This is a genomic window from Fuerstiella marisgermanici (assembly GCF_001983935.1).
Lineage (GTDB): Bacteria > Planctomycetota > Planctomycetia > Planctomycetales > Planctomycetaceae > Fuerstiella > Fuerstiella marisgermanici.
Genome location: NZ_CP017641.1, coordinates 3298973 through 3319550 on the forward strand (window position 1 = coordinate 3298973; position 20578 = coordinate 3319550).

General features: G+C 55.2%; 15 protein-coding genes. 13 read left to right on the top strand and 2 right to left on the bottom strand.

Translation table 11 applies throughout. From position 1 onward, the window contains the following. The first annotated feature begins 287 nt into the window (after positions 1-287). On the top strand, positions 288-1262 hold the full coding sequence (locus Fuma_RS12450; protein WP_077024429.1) for a helix-turn-helix domain-containing protein: 975 nt from the start codon (positions 288-290) through the stop codon (positions 1260-1262). Between the two features lie 35 nt (positions 1263-1297). Beyond that, positions 1298-1867 (top strand): DUF417 family protein, encoded by a 570-nt coding sequence (locus Fuma_RS12455; RefSeq protein ID WP_077024430.1) that lies wholly within the window; start codon positions 1298-1300, stop codon positions 1865-1867. Between the two features lie 57 nt (positions 1868-1924). Here the strand turns inward: Fuma_RS12455 and Fuma_RS12460 are convergent, their stop codons facing one another. Then, the gene (locus Fuma_RS12460) at positions 1925-2632 is read right to left on the bottom strand and encodes a Crp/Fnr family transcriptional regulator (protein WP_158520957.1); all 708 of its coding nucleotides are present in this window, start codon (positions 2630-2632) and stop codon (positions 1925-1927) included. Positions 2633-3116: 484 nt separating this feature from the next. On the opposite strand from Fuma_RS12460, the gene Fuma_RS12465 reads away from it, so the two are divergent. From Fuma_RS12465 to Fuma_RS12480, 4 genes are all read left to right on the top strand, one after another. Further along, positions 3117-3545, top strand: coding sequence for a hypothetical protein (locus tag Fuma_RS12465; protein WP_077024432.1), 429 nt, complete (start codon positions 3117-3119; stop codon positions 3543-3545). Between the two features lie 148 nt (positions 3546-3693). Then, positions 3694-4671 carry an MNIO family bufferin maturase gene (bufB, locus tag Fuma_RS12470; protein WP_083731997.1) on the top strand — a complete coding sequence of 326 codons (978 nt, stop codon included), beginning with the start codon at positions 3694-3696 and terminating at the stop codon, positions 4669-4671. Next, complete coding sequence (locus Fuma_RS12475) at positions 4668-5597, top strand: HvfC/BufC N-terminal domain-containing protein (protein WP_083731998.1); 930 nt, start codon at positions 4668-4670, stop codon at positions 5595-5597. Before bufB ends, Fuma_RS12475 begins: the two co-directional genes overlap by 4 nt. 522 nt (positions 5598-6119) lie before the next feature. Next, positions 6120-6974 carry a DUF547 domain-containing protein gene (locus Fuma_RS12480; protein ID WP_218922426.1) on the top strand — a complete coding sequence of 285 codons (855 nt, stop codon included), beginning with the start codon at positions 6120-6122 and terminating at the stop codon, positions 6972-6974. A gap of 67 nt (positions 6975-7041) precedes the next feature. Here the strand turns inward: Fuma_RS12480 and Fuma_RS12485 are convergent, their stop codons facing one another. Continuing rightward, a complete protein-coding gene (locus Fuma_RS12485; RefSeq protein WP_077024434.1) occupies positions 7042-8574 on the bottom strand; it encodes a sulfatase family protein in 1533 nt (510 codons plus the stop codon). A gap of 755 nt (positions 8575-9329) precedes the next feature. On the opposite strand from Fuma_RS12485, the gene Fuma_RS12495 reads away from it, so the two are divergent. From Fuma_RS12495 to Fuma_RS12525, 7 genes are all read left to right on the top strand, one after another. Further along, complete coding sequence (locus Fuma_RS12495) at positions 9330-10766, top strand: NAD-dependent malic enzyme (protein WP_077024436.1); 1437 nt, start codon at positions 9330-9332, stop codon at positions 10764-10766. 68 nt (positions 10767-10834) lie between these two features. Next, complete coding sequence (locus Fuma_RS12500) at positions 10835-11185, top strand: zinc ribbon domain-containing protein YjdM (RefSeq protein ID WP_077024437.1); 351 nt, start codon at positions 10835-10837, stop codon at positions 11183-11185. A gap of 483 nt (positions 11186-11668) precedes the next feature. Continuing rightward, positions 11669-12037, top strand: a complete 369-nt coding sequence (locus Fuma_RS12505; RefSeq protein ID WP_145944140.1) for a hypothetical protein — start codon at positions 11669-11671, stop codon at positions 12035-12037. 435 nt (positions 12038-12472) lie between these two features. After that, complete coding sequence (locus tag Fuma_RS12510) at positions 12473-15562, top strand: DUF2309 domain-containing protein (protein WP_077024439.1); 3090 nt, start codon at positions 12473-12475, stop codon at positions 15560-15562. After that, entirely contained in the window at positions 15562-16956 is a 1395-nt protein-coding gene (locus Fuma_RS12515) for a proton-conducting transporter transmembrane domain-containing protein (protein ID WP_077024440.1), read from the top strand. The genes Fuma_RS12510 and Fuma_RS12515 overlap by 1 nt, the downstream gene beginning before the upstream one ends. Continuing rightward, positions 16956-18512: a proton-conducting transporter transmembrane domain-containing protein gene (locus Fuma_RS12520; protein ID WP_083731999.1), complete on the top strand. Its 1557-nt coding sequence runs from the start codon at positions 16956-16958 to the stop codon at positions 18510-18512. Before Fuma_RS12515 ends, Fuma_RS12520 begins: the two co-directional genes overlap by 1 nt. Further along, positions 18509-20503, top strand: a complete 1995-nt coding sequence (locus Fuma_RS12525) for a SulP family inorganic anion transporter (protein WP_077024441.1) — start codon at positions 18509-18511, stop codon at positions 20501-20503. Before Fuma_RS12520 ends, Fuma_RS12525 begins: the two co-directional genes overlap by 4 nt. The last annotated feature ends 75 nt before the right edge of the window (positions 20504-20578 follow it).

Below are 20578 nucleotides of genomic sequence, written 5' to 3' on the forward strand. Positions count from 1 at the left end.
CTGCCCGGTTGGCGGGACTACCAGACACTTTCGTGCGATTTCCGAAAGTTCCGAGGCCTCGATGTTCGCGCGGTCGGCTGCCAGTTGTACTGTCTGGAACGCGGCTGCCTGGTTGGTGGTGGGTTAGCTGGACAGCGCCATGTTGGTGCGAATGGTAACCCGAAGTGTAAGCGAGGAATCGATTTGCGACGAATCCCTCGCTTACGCATCGGGTTACCCAAAACACGGCCCAATGACCAAAGGTGGCGCTGTCCAGTTAGGAAGCATCCGACTATTCTCCGTCCATCATGGCAACTGCGAAATCTACCGACAACCTGTATGACCCGCGGCGTGGTGGCGAGGCAGTTCGACTCGACACTTTGCGGATTGACGGTGATCCGTATGAGCCGGCTCGGACAAACTACTTCACGGTGTATCTGATCGAATCCGGTTCAGGCACGTTTTGGGCAGATGCGGCTGAATTTGCGTTCGGTCCGAGTTGTGTTCTGTTTTTCGTACCGTACCAGCACATCCGCGTGGTTCCTGATTCGCAGGTTCGGGGCCGCGTGATTCAGTTTCATGCAAATTTCCTGTGCGTTGAAACTTTCCATACCGACGTGGGATGCAGCGGAATCCTGTTCAACGATCCATACGGCATACCGGTGGTGTCGTTCGACGAACAGATGGAGACCAAAGTGCTGAGCCTGATCGACGACCTGCAAAACGAACAGGCCGATCGGGAGCTTGCTTTCGAAGAAGCGATGTTGGCTCACCTGAAAGTCCTGCTGATCCTGGCCACGCGGTTGAAATCGTCGAATGCTGGTGCCTGCGGAGCTTCTGTGCATGATCCTCAGCATCCCCTTCTGATCGAACTTCGCGACTTGATCGAGGAACATTATTGCTCGCTGCACGCCCCCGCTGACTACGCCGCATTGCTGCATGTGACGGCCAAGACGCTCGGTCGGATCGTCCGCGAAAACCTCGGCACCACGCCCACTGAACTCATTCGCGCCCGCGTTCTGACTCATGCAAAATGGCAACTTCTGCATACGCTTAGGCCCGTCAAGGAGATCGCGAGGGAAGTCGGCTTTAATGACGAACTCTATTTCAGCCGCCTGTTCAAGAAGGCGACCGGCTATTCACCGACGTTCTTTCGGGCATTCGAGACAGAGATTCGCGGAGGGAGCAATTTGTCCATGACTTCGAGCCATGCGCCCATTCCGCCCCCAGCATCAGATGCTGATACTGCCTCTCGGACTAAACCGAAACAGACCGAGACGTAACGACTCTCGGTCTTTCTGACGAGAGGAATGTTGACGTGGTGAAGTTGTTCGAAGCGCTGGCACGACTGGACAAAGTCGGCGTGACCGTGGCCCGCCTTGGGTTGATCGTGGTACTACTTTGGATCGGCGGACTTAAGGTGTTTCCTTACGAGGCGGACGGCATCGTTCCGTTTGTCGCCCACAGCCCCTTCATGAGTTTTTTCTATGCCGATGGCGAAAACTACAAAGCGCACATGAACCCGGAAGGCGTCTTAGACGACGAAAATCGAGCGTGGCACGAAGCCAACCACACCTACAAGTTTTCCTATGGTCTGGGTGCCGTGATCGTTTTTTACGGACTGCTGCTCTGTCTGCACCCGTGGTTGCCACAAGCAGCAACGCTGGGCAGTTTTCTGGTCGTCGTGATGTCGTTCGTGACGTTGTCATTCCTGATCACTACTCCGGAATGCTGGGTGGCAGATCTCGGCGACGCCCATCACGGGTTCCCGTACCTTAGCGGTCGCGGCAGGCTGGTAATCAAGGACGCTATTATGATGGGGGCGGCAATCGTGACGATGGCTGACTCAGCAAAGGCTTACCTGAGAAAACGGGCGATGCTGGATTGACCTGTCAAACGGCGGTGAATAGTGCGAAGGTGTTAGTCGACGAGAACAATGCAAACGTCACTGGAGGGAATCAGGTTGAGTCAGAACGATTCGTCGACGGTCCATGCGAATCAGTCCTTCGGAACGCAGTTGACCAAGAGTGATCGTGATTGTCTCGCGTGAGACCCCGATAAAGCGGCCGAGGTCCTGGTGGGAAAGTGGAAGGTGAATCTTGATCCCGTCGCCATCGGGAATTCCGCCGATCTGAGCGAGTTCCTGAAGGAGGCGGATGACTCGATGGCGAGTTGATTGGAATAAGACGGATTCAAGCCGTCTCGTCATGTTGCGTCGCCTCTGTCCACACAATGTCAGCATTGCAAACGCCGCCGCAGCGTTCTGCTGCAGAATCTCGCGTAGTCGTGATGCATGGACTGCGACAATCGAGGAGTCTTCCGTGACATCGCATCGTTCTTCACGACGGCCTGGAACGCAGACGCCGAGTTCCCCGAATATCTGACCCGGCTGAATGAGTGCGTAGATGACGTGCTTGCCATTGCCGTCAATATGTCCAGTTTGAACGGCGCCGTGAACCAGAAGATAGGCGTAGAGAGGTGCATCGGTGGCGGAGTAAACGGTGCTTCCGCGCCGGAGCGTAAGATGCTGACAATCTGCAGCCAACTGTTCGTATTCAGCGGATGTCAACGCCTGCAATGTGTCGCACGATTTCAAGTAGCCTGCGATACGCTCCAATTGCTCGATCCCCGTTTTTGCCACTGACTGCTGCATTGAAGCCTCCATCCCATCCGGAACTCTGCTTTCAAAAAGGCATGACGTCGTACATTTGCTCCGCCACTAAGAACGCAGACATGGCTTCGGCCCATTCCTTACACCGTCTGTCGAAGGAATGTTGTCATCTGTGAAAGCAGCTCGTAAATCTGCGCATAGGTGCCGATTGACCGGCCGCTTCCCCGCCAGCAATGTGAGGCACCTCACAATTCAGCCGTCGCTCATTCAGTTCCGGCGTTGTTTCCGGATGACGCCTCGCCCTATCAAACTTGCGGCGCTTAAGGGGCGACAAAAACAATCTCAGAAAAGTCTGTAAGGCGCAGAAACATTCGCCGTCTTCGGCAGAAACAAGGCACCAGTCGATGCTTTCGCCGAGCTGCTGATTCGTCAATCGAGTTTGCTGTTCACAGAACTGACTGGATGTCGTGGTTCAGTTGCGCGACTGAACGAGTTTCTGTGTTTCCCGATTTTTGAGGGGTAAAGAATGAGTAAGTCCAATGTAAACCGTCGTGGTTTTCATGCGTTGACAATGGCGGCGGCAGGTGGCTTGATGGCAGGTGCCGGAGCAACCGCTCGAGCAGAAGATGGCAAATCGAATCTCACTGTTGATCCGTCGTTGCTGATGTCATCACCCAACACCTGCAAAGGACTCAACGCCTACAAAGGCGAAGGTAAGGGAACTCACGACTGTGCGGGCATGAGTTCCTGTGCGGAAGTCGCTAAGCATGACTGCTCTGGCGAAAACGACTGCAAAGGGCACGGCGGCTGCGGCGGCTACCCCGGCCAGAATACCTGCAAAGGCAAAGGTCACTGCGCCGTGCCGCTCAAAAAGGACACCAGGAAGCTCGCACGAAAACAGTTCGAGCAGCTTATGAAGGACGCTGGCAAAAAATTTGGGCCTGCTCCGAAGTAGTCACCGTCACAGCTTTTTTTAGACGTGGCGTTCAATCTGCTGTCGTCCCCGCCTCGAACCGTTCCGAGTTTCCCGGAGTTATCGAGGCGGGTGGCGATGCATTCGACGCGAAGTTCTACTGATCGATCAAATCGTAACAGAGGCCCAGATGTCGGAATCCTCAACGCACTCGAACCTTGGGCTGGGAGTTGGGCTGCGCACGCCCCATTTTCAGCATGTTCTCAACCACAACCCGGCCGTGGATTGGTTCGAAATCATCTCTGAAAATTTCATGGACTGTAGCGGCAGACCACGGCACATTCTGGACCAGATTGCTGAACGCTACCCGATCGTCATGCACGGCGTCTCGATGTCGATTGGCAGCACCGCCCCGCTCAACCGTGACTATCTGAGTAAGTTAAAAAAGCTCGCCGAAGATGTGCAGGCACGCTGGGTGTCGGACCACGTCTGCTGGACGGGAGTCGCTGGCCTGAATGCTCATGATCTTCTGCCGGTGCCATACAACGAATCAACGTTGCAACACCTTGTTGAACGAATTCGAATCGTGCAGGACATTCTGGAACGTCTGCTGATCCTTGAAAACCCCAGCACGTATGTCACCTTCCGTGATTCTACGATGACTGAGTGGGATTTTTTGAAGTACATGGTTGAAGAAACGGAATGCCGCTTGCTGCTTGATGTGAACAACGTCTACGTGTCTGCCGTCAATCACAATTTTGATCCGGAAGAATACATTCGCGCCGTTCCGCATGATCGAATCGTTCAGTTTCACCTTGCTGGTCATACGAACCTTGGCACGCACTGCATCGACACGCACGATGGCGAAGTTATCGATCCGGTGTGGGAACTGTACCGACTGGCTCATCAACTGACCGGCGGTGCGTCTACGTTGCTGGAATGGGACGCACAAATTCCGGAGTTCCCGGTGCTGCATTCTGAGGTTCTGAAAGCGAAACGACACATTGCGGAAGCGGACGGTTTAATGAGCGACTCAACGCATGCCGATGCATCTGATCACCACGAAAGATCGGGGCGAATCACAGCGAACGCGAATTCTTCGCAACGGACTGGATCCACGGCAATGGTTCCGCAACCCGCCGTAACAGTCTCAGCGGAGCTTGAATGATGACATCGCCGCCCAACATTCCCGCGACACCGTCGCTGGATCAGGTGCAACGATGGATGCAGGCCGTCATTTTTGACCCGGACGGTATTGAATCGGGATTGGCGTCCGAAGCCGCACGCGATCAGATTTCCGTTGGTCTGTTGGACATCGAAGAAGTCATCGACGCCTCTCAAACCATGACGAGCGTCGAGCGGCTGCAGGTGTATTCGAACGCCTACTATGCGCGACTGCTGGAGTGTATGCGCGACGAGTTTCCTGCTTTGGCACACGCGTTGGGCGACGAAACATTCGAAGCATTCGCCTTTGGGTACCTGCAAAGCTACCCGTCTTCCAGCTATACGCTGTGTGATCTCGGTGCGAACTTTCCCCGCTTCTTTGCGGAAACGCGACCAGCTGACGAAGACGATCCTGAACTTTTCGGTGACTCGGAAAGAACGGCGGCGTCATGGCCAGACTTTCTGATTGATATCGCGACCGTCGAACGACTCTACAGCGAAGTCTTTAGTGGGCCGGGCGTAGAAGGTCAGAGTATTCTGCCCCCTGAAGATGTGTCGACGCTTTCTCCAACAGATTTCGCAGCGGCGCGGCTGGATCCGGTGCCGTGTCTTCGGCTGCTGAAGCTCCGCTATCCGGTTCACGAATACATCAGCGCCGTGCGGCATGAGACCACGCCGACTTTGCCAGAGCCTGCTGCAACCAATCTTGTGGTGACGCGACGCCAGTACGTTGTGCGTCGCTGTACGGCAGACCCTGTGGAGTTTGAGCTTCTACAAAGCCTGCAATCCGGCCAGGCAATCGGAGCAGCCATTGAATCGGTTGCCTCGCGATCGGATGAAGCCTACGCGATCCTCGAATCCGAACTGCAGAATTGGTTTCGCCAATGGGCCGTTGCAGGATTCTTTCAACGCATCGAATTGCCAGAGTAGCCGCGAATCCGGGTTCGCTAGCGTCTGCCATTCGGTTGATTTCGCGTAACGCGATCGCAGTTCAAAGCGTTGTTTCCCGAGCTTCCTCTTCGAGGATTCCTCAGCAGCGAATACGCTCGACACGGCTAATCTCGCAAAATCCCAGGAAGGCCGGTAAGGCGCGGCACGGACTGGCGTCTGTGATATGAGGACCCTTCGCAAGTCGAAGGTCTCTCGCCCAACACAATTCTGCACCGGGCAATCTTACTGCGTTTGTCGCTGAGGTGACGGTGCTGGCGCTAGTCGAACCGCCGATGACGTTCGCTCAATCGGTAACCAGATGGGTTGCGTTCAGTATCACGGCGACGGCGCGGTCGGCGCTGATATCGCTTTTCTGAACAACGCCCTTCCGCCAACTGTGGTGCTGAACTTTACCTCCTTCGATGTGAATCGGCGGGAGACATTGGGAGGCTAGCTCGCACACGATTCACTTCTCACTGATGCTCGGCTGGGATGAGCGGAGCGAAACACAAAGGAATGACCATGCTACATTTTAATTCGATTTTCGGCCTGCTAATTGCTGTGTCTCTCATGGCTGTATGTGCCGACTCTGCAAATGCCGGGCCGCCGGTTTACGTCGGGCAGCGTGCGGCTGGACGCATTCCCTTTGAACAAATTAACCATGCACCATGGGATGCATTGCTGGAGAAATATGTCGATCGAGATGGCTATATGAACTATCACGTTCTGCATGCTTCCGCCGCTGACCGCCGAACTCTGGACGGATACCTGACGACTTTGTCGCAGGCCAACCTGCAGGCCAAAACTTCCAAAGACGCCACATTGGCGTTCTGGATTAACGCATACAATGCGGTTACCGTCCACGGAATTTTGCGAGAATACCCGACGACCAGTATTCGAAATCACACGGCGAAATTAGTTGGCTACAACATCTGGAAGGATCTGCAACTGTTGGTGGGAGGTCGGCCGTACTCACTGGAGGCTATCGAACATCAGGTCCTGAGAAAGATGGGTGAACCGCGAATTCACTTTGCGATCGTGTGTGCGTCGATCGGGTGCCCGCGTTTGTTGAATCAGGCCTATACCGCGGCCGATGTTCAGCGACAGCTCGAAACGAACGCACGCGACTTTTTCAGCCGACCTCAGAACTTTCAGTTCGACATGCGCACCGGGCAATTTCAGTTGTCTGAAATCCTAAACTGGTTCGGTGAAGACTTCGGCCCTGACCAGCCGGCTCAATTACGAACGATCGCGAAATGGCTTCCCAACCAGGCGGCCCAGGCTGCCGCTCAACGTGGTGCTGGCCGCGTTTCGTTTATCCCATACAACTGGGACCTCAACGATCAAAGATCGCGCCGCGGTGTCGCGCGGGAATAATGCCTCAACGATGTTGGACATGGAATGTTTCACTCGACGGTGACCCGCACTTCGGGCTACTCGACTATCACTTCACCGCTTGCTTCGGCTTCTTGGTGTACGGGATCACGGGGCGTTTAAGTGAACTGGTTGGTTCTCGAAAGACCCAGGGCTCCCACATCTTTCTCACTCGCTGCCATTCTTCGAGCGTCCGCGTTGGGTACCAGCCGGGGTTGCCGTATTTTTGAGTATCAAACTTGTCAGCGTTGTTCTGAACCCATTGGCCGACGGTCGGTGAAGGATTGGTTTTCGGGTAAATGCTGCCGCCGCGGAAATCATCGGAAACGCCCTGGTCGTGGATGACGTTTGTTCGCCACTTGTTTAGCTCGGCCAGCATTTCCTTTTTCACATCGGCGTACTTCGGATCGTTGGCCACATTGTGGATTTCGTGAGGGTCGCTGCGGAGATCGAACAGCTCGATCTCTGGTTTACTGGTTGCCATAAACGCGGCCTGTTCTGGTGTTAGTTTGCCCTGCAGATTCAGAACATTCATTTCGGCCAGCGGCGGGTACGCGCTCTCTTTGTAGAAGCTAAACTGGCAGTACGCACGCTCAGGCATGAGGTTTAAGATTAACTTGTGGTCTTTCGATCGGATCGATCTCATCGCGTCGTGCGTTGTGTCCATCTTGTCGCGAGCGGCGAAGGTGTATCTCCGTTGCTTGACCTCATCGCTGAATAGACTTTTGCCATGCAGCGGAACGGGTGGTGTGATGCCTGCGGCTTCCAGGATGGTTGCACAGATGTCAATCGACATCACAAGGGCATCATTCACCTGCCCCGCTTTGACTTTTCCTGGCCATCGCAGAATCATTGGGATCCGAGTGCCTTCGTCGTACAAAAATTGCTTGCCGCGAATATGGCATCGGCCATGGTCGCCAATAAAGAATACCATGGTGTTGTCAGCTAGGCCTTCGTCCTTCAGTCGTTTCAGCAGCTCACCGACTTCGCGATCGACGAGCTGCATTTGCTCAAGGCCGTTGGCCCAGTCACGGCGAATAAACGGTGTGTCGGGGTAGTACGGCGGCAACTCCACATCAGAGATGTCGATCGGCCGCTTTGGATCGCGATTCCAGGCTCGATGCGTTCCGCCGAAGGTGATGCGTGCGAAGAACGGCTGATCCGGATCTCGATCCTTCCAATCGTTGCCCATGAACAGCTGATTCCTTTTATCGGGCAGGAAGTTGCAGTCCGTTTTCCAACTCATCAAACACGTGTAGTACCCGGCATCGGCAAACAGATGGGGTATCGGGCGAATCCCAAAGGGCAGCGGCTTCTTGTCGCTCGTGCGATGTTGATGTGCGCCGATGTAGTTTTGATGGAATCCCGTCATCATTGCCGAACGTGAAGTCGAGCACACGGGCGACGTTGTGAAGGCTCGTTCGTAGCGGATTCCTTCCGCCGCCAGCTGGTCGACGTGCGGCGTATGAATTCCCTTCGTGCCGTAGCAAGACAGGTCTGGTGACCAGTCTTCGATGGTGATCCACAGAATGTTGGGACGTTCAGCAGCGGAAAGCTGGCCGATCAAAGTCAGCGCGAAGAAGATTGCTGCGAATTGTTTCATAACGGTTTCCTTATGTTGAATGTGGCCGCCGCAGTATACCAAGCAGGGAGTCATGCGTTAAACATAAGGGTTGCGTCATCCGGTAACGCTGATACTGAATGCTGTTGAGCCATCGGGCGTCGCCCCAAACTGGTCAGTGGTATCGGGTCTGGAATCTTGGATCCGGAATCGCAGAGGGCAAGTGGGAAGACTTGTTGCCGGGCGGCATGATTGATCCTGTTTCACGAACGCGAGGGGCCTTCATTTCTGAAACCAAATACAGGGGGCTTCGGCCGGAAGATTTTCGCCTTCATATTCGGACACGGCGGAAACCCCGGGTTTCCTTCGCTGGGCTTAGTCCACCCCCGGCCACATTCTGCGGGGCAGTCATTTAGCATCTCGGGGAATATGAGCCTCCGAACGACGCGTGGGCCAGGCGGTGCGAATGATTTGGCCGATCGAAATCGATCGAGAGGCCTGTGCCGTTATTCGCGACTTCGACCTGACCGACGGCGGGAAGCGTGTGACATCGTTCCCCAGAAACGCACCCGGACTGTTCATGTGGCCCGGATTCATCGCGGGGCTTGTGACGTTAGTGACAAACGGCGTGGTTATTTTTCTGACGGTGGAATCGCTGCTTGACACGAGTCGTCGCGATAGGTCAGCCAGATCCTGGACGCCGGCCGCACAACGTTGCACATTCACAGTCATTGCACTTTAATTCCGGCATTCGATCGCGTTGTCAGTTCCATCTTCCCACATAGTGCGACATCAATATGAGTCACCACAGTCCCGGCTACAGTCTTACCGTGCGTCTTAGCTACCCGGACAGGCCCGGTTTTCTAGGGCGCATCACTTCCACAATCGGTGAAGCGAACGGACTGATTGGTGCCGTTGACGTCGTGGACACTCGTGACAACTGCATCGTGCGCGATGTGACCATTAGCGCCACCAATGTTGAACACGGCGAAGACGTTGTTGCGGCACTGCGAAGTCTTCCGGATGTCGAGATCCTGCACGTGTCGGATCGCGTCTTCTTGATGCATCTTGGCGGCAAGCTGGAAGTCAAATCCCGCGTGCCGCTGAAGAACCGTGACGACTTGTCGATGGCTTACACGCCGGGTGTGGCTCGAGTATGCACCGCCATTCACGAAGATCCGGAATCCTCGTTTTCGTTGACAATCCGCCGCAACACCGTTGCCGTCGTCAGTGATGGTTCTGCCGTGCTGGGCCTGGGCAATATCGGGCCTCGAGCCGCCATGCCGGTGATGGAAGGCAAGGCTGTTTTGTTTAAGGAATTCGGTGGGGTCGACGCGTTTCCGATCTGCCTTGAAACTCAGGACACCGAAGAAATCATCGCCATCGTAAAAGCACTCGCCCCAACGTTTGGTGGCGTCAATCTGGAAGACATCTCTGCCCCCCGTTGCGTGGAAATCGAGCAGCGTCTGGTGTCGGAGCTTGAAATCCCCGTCTTTCACGATGATCAACACGGCACCGCTATTGTGGTGCTCGCAGCGCTGACGAATTCGCTGAAAGTTGTCGGCAAGACGATGGAATCTGTGCGAATTGTCATCAATGGAGCGGGGGCCGCCGGAGCCGCGATTGCTCGATTGTTGCTGGCGGCCGGTGCAAACCACATCGTGGTGTGTGACCGTTCCGGAGCCATTCATCGCCAGCGCGGTGAACTCACAGACCTCAAACAATGGATCGCCGAAAACACCAATCATGATTCCGCTGCGGGCACTTTGTCAGACGTCCTACCCGAAGCGGACGTTTTCGTGGGTGTTTCTGCCAAAGATGCTCTGAAAGTCGACGACGTAAAAAGCATGGCCGACGATGCCATCGTCTTTGCGCTGGCCAATCCCGACCCTGAGATCACGCCGGAGGACGCCGAGCCGCATGTGCGAGTCATGGCGACCGGACGGTCGGATTATCCTAATCAGATTAACAACGTTCTGTGTTTTCCCGGGCTCTTTCGTGGCGTCCTTGACGTGCGAGCTCGTAATATCAACGAGCCAATGAAGATGGCAGCAGCGCACGCGATCGCTTCGATCATCACGGAAAATGAACTGCATGCGGAATACGTTGTCCCCAGTATTTTCGACCGTCGAGTCACCGCCGCCGTGGCCGAAGCGGTCGCTCGTACAGCCATCGAAACTGGTGAATCCCGACGAGAGCAGGTGCCGGGACTCAGTGCTGAATCCGAGTCATGACGCTCTGAAACTTACCACCGACCAGTGCAACTGCGAATTTTTGCCAACGCTTTAAATGACTACTATCAATGAGTGAACTCCCCAACTGTCCAGAGTGCAATTCCGAATACACCTACCAGGACGGCCCACTACTGGTCTGCCCCAATTGCGCCCACGAATGGTCTGCGTCTGATGATCCGTCGTCGGGGCCGGGCGATTCCGACGAAAAGGTGGTCCGTGACGCCAACGGCAATGTTCTGCAAAATGGCGACACGGTGATTGTTATCAAAGACCTGAAGGTCAAAGGTTCGTCTACCGTGGTCAAAGGCGGCACCAAGGTGAAGAAGATTCGGCTTGTCGATGGCGATCACGATATTGATTGCAAAATCACCGGCATCGGCTCAATGGGACTGAAGTCGGAGTTCGTCAAGAAAGCTTGAGCGAACTCGATTAGTTCCGCGATCACGTTCTCCATACCTCAGCCATTCCTGGCACTGAAGCGCGTCCGCTCACGACTAGGCCGGATGCTGCCAAAGCTTGAGCGAACGCACGCGACAGATCCTCCAGCTTGCATCGCTCGATAGCAGCGTGCGATTGTGCGCGCTGGCCTGCACACCTCGCGTGCTGGCACTGAGCGTTCATCGCTTGTCTTGTATTGCGATGTGAAACGAGCAACTTCAGGCAAGTGCAGGAACCTGCATGGTGGTGCAAGTTATTGCACTGTGCAGACACGTGCAGCGGCCGAGTCGCTGCTCTCAGCTTCGGGACGGTGTAATACGTCACGTGTTTTATCGTGAGATAGTACGCGCCTCCATTTTGGTTCAGCGACTTTCCAGCGTGGCATGCATGTTGCAACAGCGCCATCTGCACGCACTTGCGATCGCACAAGTGATTCCCGGAGAACAAACCATCGGAGATCTGAATTGAGTTCCTCGTCATTGCATCCCACCGCCATCGAACCCGCCGGCCATCAAGTCACGCAGCCGACTGAAACTGAACACCAGCCAGACACTCCTTCCCCTGATGCTTTGTTCACGTCCCTTGAGATTGAACAATTTGCCGCAGACGACGCAGCGGCCGGTCAGATTCTTGGACGCATCCTGAGCGGTGGGTTCGTGTTTACGATCGTTGCAACAGGTGCCGCCGGATTTTGGACAATGTGGCATCACGGAGGCGAAAGTATTGAGAAGTTCGTGGTGGTTCCTTCGATCATTGTCGTTTGTCTCTGCATCGCTTTCGGTTGGGGGAAGGCAATGACCGACTATGGCGCTGAGCACGATGACCTTGAATGATGCTTGATCGCCTGGCAGTTTTGTCGCATCGGGTCTGACGCGTTGTGGAAACACCAGGCAGTTCCTCACGCAAAAGCATCAAAAAAGGCGCTGGCGAAACCTGCAGTTAGCTGCACGCGAGGTGCAGGTTTTTGCAGACCTCAATCGGCAAAGATTCGCTGCCGGTAAAGCACGGGCGTTCTGCGTTTTACGGGAATTGGTTGGCAGAATGCATGGAGATGCAGCGGAGACGATGATTCATAGGGCGTTCCGCGCGTCTTCGATGGACCAGAACGGCGGAATTTTTCCAAAACTGAACACTGGCACACCGCTTGCTGCCAGTGGATCGACCCGCTTCCTGTCGTCCGTGGCCATGAAGCGAGCCATTCAGCTCACTTCAACAAAGGCAGAACCAACTCGGCATTCTGCCAGAGTCTTCACAAAGAGAATCACAACGTGTCAGCGGTTGATATCGAAGCCACCTCAGATCGAAGCCCCGAATCCGTCCATGCTCAGGAACACTCAATTCGGCACCTTATCGAGCACGCAGCGCACTTCCTGCCGGCTCAGGGGCCGATCGAAGTTTTCGTTCACCACAACACTCTGCACGCTTTTGAATCGCAGCCTTTTCATGCGGCCGTCAAAGCTGGATATGATCGCTACGGAGCGGAACCGTATCTTTCGGAGCCGGAATTTCGCCGACTTTATACAGAAGGACGAATCGCCGACCACGACCTTGAAGCCGTCCTTCAGAACGATCTGGGAGAGAGCCGCAACGACGAGATCAATGGCCTGGGAACGCGTACCGAGATTCGCTTCGCCATGCTGCGACATGCGATTCACGTGGGGCCAGACGCAGAATTGCGATGGATTGTGGCGGAGACGGACGCTCTGGAGCGTTTTCGCGAAAAGACGACGCAGATCAATCGAAGTCGAATTATCTCTGCCGCCCGAAAGTGGTTACAGGAATGCGATGCCGAACGAAAGCCGATTGGCGACCTCGCCAGCCTGCTGACGAAATTTGGCCGCCGTTCAAACAAGTGGAAAGACGCTGAGTGGGAAACGTTTGCACTCCACCTTCTGTGGCGAATCTGTCTGAACGGTGCTGGTTCCCATCCGGAGGCCGCCAGGCAAAAGCAATTCGTCCGCCCGCGCGACTTATTGGTGCATGCAACGGGTGACGACATCGATCGAGGTGTCCATGAAGTTCTGATTCGCTTCTGTGCCGCCTACGTCGACCAAGGGTATTCTGATTGGATACTGCCGAATCGCGATCAGGGATTCTTTGAATCGTTCCTTGCACTGTATTCCATCCCTTCGCGAGGCACAGATCGCTGGCTACGGCGACTTCCCGAAGAATTGGCGACTTTGATCGACACCAACGTATCAGCAGAAGAGTCGATCGAGGCTTCTCTCCGTGAGCTTGGTGTTGCCGACAGTGATCGTGAAGAATTCATCACGCAATCGCTCATGGCACTTCGTGGCTGGGCAGGGATGGTGTGGCAGCTGGAATCGGGTGTCGACTGGGTAGTGCATGCCATTCCCAAAGGTTCGCTGGTTGGGATGCTGGCCGTTCAGTTGATCCTTGAAAAACATGCCATTCGCGGCCTGGCAGAAGAAACGTTTGGAGAGTCCGGCTCAATAGAAAGCATTCTTCAGGCGGCACGCGATCGTATAGCGGAGCCCCGGCCGCTGACTGAGGAACGACGCGCGTTTCTGCTGTTTCAGGTCGCTCAGATGCTGGGCTGGACGCCGCTGGAATTGCTGCAGTTAACAGAAGCGCAGTGGCATGAACTCAGCAACGAAGTGGAGAACTTTTCGCCGATTGAACGGCGGCGCATCTTTCATGAAGCGTACGAACGCAGGTATCGCCACGCGGCGTTGGATGCCATCGCCACTCATGCAGCCCGCCGCAAGACTGTCGAGGCGCCATGGGGTTCCGGCCGACCGAGCTTCCAGATCGTGACGTGCATTGATGACCGGGAAGAATCGCTGCGTCGACATTTGGAAGAAGTTGAACCAACGTGTGAGACGTTTGCCGCCGCAGGGTTCTTTGCCGTTGCAATCTATTACCGAGGCGCGGCCGACGGTTTCTACAAACCGCTGTGCCCGGGCGTCATGATTCCGGACCACTATGTCCAGGAGGATGTGGGCTACACATTTGAAGGCATACATCGAGGCCGAGCCGAACTACGAAGAAGGCTCGGCTTGGTCAGCCGCGCATTTCACACTCGCAGTCGCACATTCGTGGGCGGTATGTTCGCCGGAATCATTGGATCATTGGCGACTGTGCCACTGGTTGCTCGCGTCCTGTTCCCGCACCTGACGTCTCGCATTCGACGACGCTTCGGTTCGTGGCTGCAACCTCCACCAGTGACGAACCTGCAACTGGAACGCTATGCAGAAGAACCCGGTCCGGCCGACGGTCACATCGGATATTCGACAGACGAAATGGCAGGAGTCGTGCTGCGGATGCTTCAGGATATGGGGCTGACTAAGTCCAGGGACTTCTCAAGACTGTTCATCGTCTGCGGGCATGGTTCTTCAAGTCTCAACAACCCTCATGAATCGGCCTACTGCTGCGGAGCATGCGCCGGAAAACGAGGTGGCCCGAACGCCCGTGCTTTTGCTCAGATGGCCAATGACTGGCGGGTGCGAGCTAAGGTCGCGACTCATGGCGTAACAATTCCGGACGATACGGTTTTTGTCGGAGCGTACCACAACACCTGTGACGATTCCGTTGTCTTCTACGATCTCGATCGCCTTCCATCGTCGCACCGAAGCGACTTTGAGTCAGCCCGCGAGTCCATCGATGAAGCTCGCCGACGCAACGCGCACGAACGCTGCCGCCGATTCGTGTCTGCGCCGCTAACCATTTCTACAAAGGATGCACTGCGGCACGTTGAAGGTCGAGCACAGGATATTTCACAAGCGCGGCCTGAATACAACCACGCCACCAACGCGCTGTGTCTGGTCGGCCGCCGTCACTGGTGTCGAGGCTTGTTTCTCGATCGTCGCGCGTTTTTGAATTCGTACGACCCGTCGCAGGATGACGAAGACCATTCCATTCTCGCTCGAATTCTGGCCGCCGCGATTCCGGTGTGTGCGGGGATCAGCCTGGAATACTACTTCTCGTGTGTGGATTATTCCGAATACGGCTCAGGTTCAAAACTGCCACACAACCTTGTTTCGCTGTTGGGGGTTATGGAAGGCACGTCGAGTGACCTGCGCACCGGCCTGTATCAGCAGATGGTTGAGATTCACGAACCGCTGCGGATCATGTTCGTTATCGAATCCACGCTCGCCGCTATGTTGTCAATCATGCAGCGGAATGCTGCCATCGACCAGCTTGTGCGTGGAAGCTGGGTACATCTGGCCGTCATTGATCCAGGCACGTCGAAGATAGAAGTTTTCGACGCCGGCAGATTTCGGCCTTATGAAGTTGGGTCGCCCAAGCTGTCGACAGCCGCTTCGTCATCGGAATGTTATCAGGGTTCACGTGAGCATCTTCCGTTCTTCTCCATTCGTGAAACGGGAGCGGCTTAATGACAACGGAATCCGTTTTGTACATTCTTGGCCTTCTAGTTGTCGCCGGTCCTGCGGTGTTGCTTGCTGCGCTTGGTTTGCCGTTGCTGGCAGGAGTCAGGCTAAGCGAACCATCGCAGGCGCGGCTGACCAAGACAGCAGTCGTGACGGGGTTACTTGCGGCCGTCGGGATCCTTTCGATCATGCTGTTGACGGGTCGGCGACATGTGCCAATCGAACTCGGCCATTGGGTATCGATCGAGCATGAGCACGAACACTTCCACTTTCATATCAAGTTCATCTTCGACCGCCTGTCTGTGCCGTTTACGATTCTTTCCTTCGTCTTATGTGGGACCGTTGGTGCGTTCGCGAACGTCTACCTTCATCGCGAAAGTGGCTATCAACGTTTCTTTCTGCTGTATGCCCTGTTTCTTCTGGGCATGGTGGTGTCGTCGCTAGCTGGAACGATTGAGACACTCTTCTTTGGTTGGGAACTGGTTGGCCTCTCGTCTGCATTGCTCGTTGCATATTTCCACGAACGCCCTGGCCCCGTGCGAAACGGGCACCGTGTTTGGACGACCTATCGAATCGCGGACGCGGCATTCCTGATTGCTGCCTTGACGATGCACCACCTGACCGGAGCCGGTGACTTTGAAGGTCTGATGGGATCGGGATCATGGCCGGACGGGGTTGCGAATATTGGCTCATGGCAGGCACTTGCGGTGGGATCATTGCTGCTGCTCGCCGCAGCCGGAAAGTCAGGACTGGTGCCATTTTCAGGGTGGCTGCCGCGAGCGATGGAAGGGCCGACGCCGTCAAGCGCCGTGTTCTACGGTGCGTTGTCCGTTCATCTTGGCACGTTTTTGTTGTTGCGTGTCAGCCCGCTGCTTGATGTTTCGATGCCGCTGCGAATAGCCGTGATCGTGCTGGGACTTGTCTCCGCCACATTCGGGGCGCTGGCATCACGAATTCAAAGTGATGTGAAGAATGCTTTGGCATTCGCGTCCCTGACTCAGATTGGAATCATCACCGTTGAGATTGGACTAGCATTGCGATACATCGCGTTAATTCACATGATTGGACATGCCTGCCTGCGAACGTTGCAGCTGCTGCGGGCACCATCTGTTCTCCGCGACCATCAAATGCTCGAAGACGCGGTCGGCGAACACTTAACTGGCGACGTTGTATCGCCAGCCCAACCAGTGACGGCAACGCAGCTACGGCTATATCGCTTCGCGTTGCAGCGAGGCAATCTCGACGCGGTTCTCAACGACTGGGTTGTTCGTCCCTTTGTTAAGGTGTTTCAATTGTTTGATTTGCTGGAGCGTCGGTGGACCGATCTGCTTTCCGGAGGTGCATCACGAGAATCTGATAAGCTTTCGCCCTATAGCGATTCGCTGGAGGATGTCTCCTGATGTCAGAACTACATCTTCCGTGGGTCGAGCTTTCGATACTGGTTCCCATTGTCGGAGCCATCTGGGTTTCAATGCTGAACAATCGCGATCGAGCGCGAACTCACAGCATCGTGTTCTGTTCACTGACGTTGATTTTTGCGGCGGGAGAGTGGTGCGACTTCGCATCACTCGGCACGTTTGAAGCTCACGATCAATGGGACGTTTTTCGGTACTTGCTCGACCGTGATATCTTCGTGATTGACGAACTAAGTGCTCCGCTGCTGCCGCTCGCGGCGCTGCTGTACCTGGCGACTGTACTGACGACGCTGCGAACGAAGATCAATCGCTTCTCCTTCGGTTGGACGCTGTTTTCGGAATCGATCCTGCTGGCCACTTTGGCGTGCCGGCATCCGTGGCTGATCATTCTGTTGCTGACGGTGGCGACTATCCCTCCGTTTATTGAATTGCGCAAACGAAATCAAAATACGCGCGTGTTCACGCTGCACATGGGTCTGTTTGTCCTGCTGCTTGTGAGTGGCCAGTTGTTGGTTTCGTCTGACGCGAGTGCCGCGAATCCGCCCATTCTTGCGGGCTGCCTTCTGACTGCCGGAGCCCTCATCCGCAGCGGCATCTGTCCGCTGCATTGCTGGATGACGGATCTGTTTGAGAAAGCGACCTTCGGCACGGCACTGTTATTTCTGATGCCGATGACGGGAGCTTATGCCGTCATGCGACTTGTTTTTCCCATCGCACCTTCCTGGGCTCTGCAAAGTATTGCAATTCTTTCGCTGGCTACGGCCGTCTACGCGGCAGGGATGGCTCTTGTGCAAAAAGATTCACGACGGTTCTTCTGCTACCTGTTTCTTAGTCACTCGTCGCTGGTTCTGGTTGGCCTCGAAATGGCGAAGCCGATTGGATTAGCCGGAGCTTTATGTGTCTGGCTGTCCGTCGGGATTTCTATTCTGGGCTTTGGGCTTGCGCTGCGAAGTGTCGAAGCTCGAACCGGGCGGCTGACGCTGGACGTCTTTCACGGTCTGTACGAACACACGCCGTTTCTGGCGGGCATGTTTTTGGTGACTGGTTTGGCCGCCATCGGATTTCCGGGAACGATTGGCTTCATCGGTATGGAACTACTCATCGAAGGGGCCGTCGAGGTTTATCCGCTGATTGGAATGGCTGTCGTGGTCGCTGCCACGCTAAACGGCATTGCCGTAGTGAAAGCTTACTTTCACATTTTCACGGGAACGCGGCACAGAGCTTCCGTTTCGTTGGGGTGTCGGCCCGCGGAACGCATCACGATTTTGATCATGGTCGTGTTGATCATCGGTGCCGGAATTGTTCCGCAGCCCGGCGTGCAGTCGCGCTATCACGCCGCACGCGCTTTGCTCGAACATCGCCTCGAAGTCGACGATCAGCCACAAAATACAGAAGCTGCCGAAAGCCAGGCCGTGGCGGCCGAGGGGGCAAACCCTTTCAAGAGCCTCGACAACCTGAATTCTTCGAACGTTCTGACGACGTCCGTTTTGCAAACAATCGGCCAGCACAATTCAACAGTTACTGAAAATCGCAAACAATGAGTAACGAAGTGAACAACGAATCAGAAGTGCCACGCGGCAACATTGCCGGTTTCCGGCAGTACTTAAAGTACGACCTTCTTTCCGGATTCCTGGTGTTTCTGATTGCGCTGCCGTTGTGCCTTGGGATTTCCATCGCGTCGGGCTATCCGCCGATCGCTGGTATCTTCACGGCCATCATCGGTTCCTTGTTAACGACATGTCTCAGCAACAGCGAGTTGACCATCAAGGGACCGGCGGCGGGGCTGATTGTGATTGCCATTGGCTGCGTGAACGAATTCGGCGGACCGGGCGATCCCGATGCTTACCGAGCCGCACTCGCCGTCGGTGCAGCGGCAGCCGTGCTGCAAATTCTGTTCGGGCTGTTTCGCGCTGGAATTCTGGGCGAATTTTTCCCTATCTCCACTGTGCATGGGATGCTGGCCGCGATTGGCATGATCATCGTGCTAAAACAGATTCCGTTTGCGTTGGGAGTCATCGACGGGGAGACAGGTCGCGCGCCCAGTGAAGCGCCGCTGGAGATGTTCCGGAAGATTCCCGAGTACATTCACGAGGCCAACCCATACATCGCCATGATTGGAATGGTCAGCCTGCTGATTATGTTTATCTGGCCGTGGGTCGGCACAAAGCTTCAGTTCTTAAAACGAGTTCCAGCGCCGATGGTTGTTCTGCTGGTTGCCGTCCCGATGGGGATCGGCTTCGACCTGCTGCACCCTCACTCGTACACGTTGCAGAACCACGAATACCAACTTAGCGAACAGTACCTGGTCGACATGCCGGACCGCGTGTTTGGAATGTTTGATGAGATCACGTTTCCGAATTTCGAAGTACTCACTCAACTTGCCGCGTGGAAGTGGGTCACCATGTTCTTCATTATCGGAAGCCTCGAATCTTTATTGAGCGCCAAGGCCATCGATCTTCTGGACCCGTGGAAACGGAAGACCAACATGGATCGAGACATGATTGCCGTTGGCTGTGCCAACCTTGTCACGGCGGGTGTTGGCGGATTGCCGATGATTTCAGAAATCGTCCGATCGAAAGCTAACATCGATAACGGAGCCCGCACAAGATTTGCCGACATGTGGCATGGGGTGTTTCTGCTGTTGTGCGTCGCTCTGATTCCGACTGTGCTGCATCGAATTCCGTTGGCGGCGTTGGCCGCCATGCTGGTGTATACTGGCTATCGGCTCGCTCATCCCACAGAATTCCTGCACGTTTACCGTATCGGGAAAGAGCAACTGGCGATCTTCATCACGACGCTTGTCATCGTGCTTGTTGAGGATCTGTTGATTGGCGTAGCCGCCGGAATCGTCCTGAAAATGATCATCCACGTTGCCAACGGTGTGCCGCTGAAGTCGCTATTCAAGCCATATATCGAAGTTGAGGAAGTTGACAGTTCAACAAGCATCATCATTGCTCGCGAATCCGCCGTGTTCAGCAACTGGATCCCGTTCAAGCGACAGATCGAAGACATCGGACTTGTTCAAAAACGAAACCTGATTATCGACGTTTCGGATACGAAACTTGTCGACCATAGCGTGATGGAAAAGCTCGAAGAAATGGAACGCGACTTCGAGCAGGAAGGGCTAACATTCGAGGTCCGAGGATTAGGCTCACTGCGTCCGCTTGCCGACAGCCCTCACGCTGCTCGTAAAGGCGGACTCGCGGCAATGCGTCGGCTTACTGTCGTGGCTGACGCCGAAATCGAACAATGGCTGGAAGAACAGTTTATCGAACGAGGTGCCACTGGCTTCACGTCACAGCCATGCAGCGGAGCAGGCCGACGCGAACTGGAAGGCGGCTTTGCGGCCACGAATTCCAAAGCTCGCATCGAAGTCGTGATGCCTCACCATACCTGCGAAACTATTCTCGGCTTCCTACGGCAGGACGTGCTGCCGTTGCACAACGTGACGGCCTGCGTGGAAACTGTCGATGTGGTCCGCCGTGATCATTTCGAATCGCCACTGGTGGCTGTAGCAGAGAAAGAGGCGTAGCAATCCCAGGTCGTGGAAACCGCGGGCTGGATGTAAGTCGCAGAGACATTCGCGTTGATGAAATTCGAAAGTCGC

Bases quoted from the DNA above. Each gene is read 5' to 3' on its own strand.
- Fuma_RS12450 (WP_077024429.1), top strand. From the start codon at position 288: ATGGCAACTGCGAAATCTACCGACAACCTGTATGACCCGCGGCGTGGT.
- Fuma_RS12460 (WP_158520957.1), bottom strand. From the start codon at position 2,632: ATGCAGCAGTCAGTGGCAAAAACGGGGATCGAGCAATTGGAGCGTATC.
- Fuma_RS12465 (WP_077024432.1), top strand. From the start codon at position 3,117: ATGAGTAAGTCCAATGTAAACCGTCGTGGTTTTCATGCGTTGACAATG.
- bufB (WP_083731997.1), top strand. From the start codon at position 3,694: ATGTCGGAATCCTCAACGCACTCGAACCTTGGGCTGGGAGTTGGGCTG.
- Fuma_RS12475 (WP_083731998.1), top strand. From the start codon at position 4,668: ATGATGACATCGCCGCCCAACATTCCCGCGACACCGTCGCTGGATCAG.
- Fuma_RS12480 (WP_218922426.1), top strand. From the start codon at position 6,120: ATGCTACATTTTAATTCGATTTTCGGCCTGCTAATTGCTGTGTCTCTC.
- Fuma_RS12485 (WP_077024434.1), bottom strand. From the start codon at position 8,574: ATGAAACAATTCGCAGCAATCTTCTTCGCGCTGACTTTGATCGGCCAG.
- Fuma_RS12495 (WP_077024436.1), top strand. From the start codon at position 9,330: ATGAGTCACCACAGTCCCGGCTACAGTCTTACCGTGCGTCTTAGCTAC.
- Fuma_RS12500 (WP_077024437.1), top strand. From the start codon at position 10,835: ATGAGTGAACTCCCCAACTGTCCAGAGTGCAATTCCGAATACACCTAC.
- Fuma_RS12515 (WP_077024440.1), top strand. From the start codon at position 15,562: ATGACAACGGAATCCGTTTTGTACATTCTTGGCCTTCTAGTTGTCGCC.
- Fuma_RS12520 (WP_083731999.1), top strand. From the start codon at position 16,956: ATGTCAGAACTACATCTTCCGTGGGTCGAGCTTTCGATACTGGTTCCC.
- Fuma_RS12525 (WP_077024441.1), top strand. From the start codon at position 18,509: ATGAGTAACGAAGTGAACAACGAATCAGAAGTGCCACGCGGCAACATT.